The sequence below is a fragment of the Undibacterium sp. JH2W genome, assembly GCF_049340425.1.
GTDB lineage: Bacteria > Pseudomonadota > Gammaproteobacteria > Burkholderiales > Burkholderiaceae_D > Undibacterium.
Window position 1 is genome coordinate 1 of the sequence record NZ_JBMPOT010000065.1, and the last position, 701, is coordinate 701.

General features: G+C 50.5%; 1 protein-coding gene. It reads right to left on the reverse strand.

Going from position 1 to position 701, the window contains the following annotated elements; genetic code table 11:
• Positions 1-701 (reverse strand): helix-turn-helix domain-containing protein (locus ACO0LC_RS29125; RefSeq protein WP_423009751.1); only part of this gene is annotated, 701 nt, incomplete at both ends.

The following is a 701-nucleotide window of genomic DNA, read 5'->3' on the forward strand; positions in this document are numbered from 1 at the left end:
TAATCGTGCGACTCTGGCCTGCCGCAATACTCGGTTCCCCGATCAGTCAAGATTCGAATTAAGCCCATTTCGTATTCGGCGAAGAGCGGCAATACCTTGTCATTGAGTAGGTCAGCAGCCGTAATCGGGGTTTTGGTACTGTAGAGTTTGGCTGTAGCAACCTTCGAATAGGTATCAACAAATGTCTGCTGGTAAATACGCCCAACGCCCTTGATAGTGCCAACGTAAAACGTATCCTGACTGCCAAGATAACCAGGATGTGCAGTTTCAATTTCACCGACTGCCACGTCGTCATCCTGCTTACGTTCGAGAGCGACAACTTGAGCTTCAGTCAGAACTTCACCCGTTTGGGCAACATGCTTCTCTAGCGCTGAGAGCCGCTTCTTAAACGATTCGAGATCGTGTCGCAACCAGACTGAACGCACGCCAGAGGGCGACACAAACACTCCACGTCGACGTAGCTCATTGGAAACTCTAACCTGGCCAAATGCTGGCTGTTCAATTGCAAACGCTTTCACTGCGTCTTCAACGACATCATCAACACGATTGCGCAGATTTGGCTTCCTCCGGTTGGAATCGATCAGAGCTTCAACTCCGCCGCTCTCAACGGCAGACTGATAACGGTAAAACGTGTCCCTCGAAAAACCCATTACTTTGCAGGCTCGGGACACGTTACCTAGTTCGGCAGCAAGGTTGAGCAG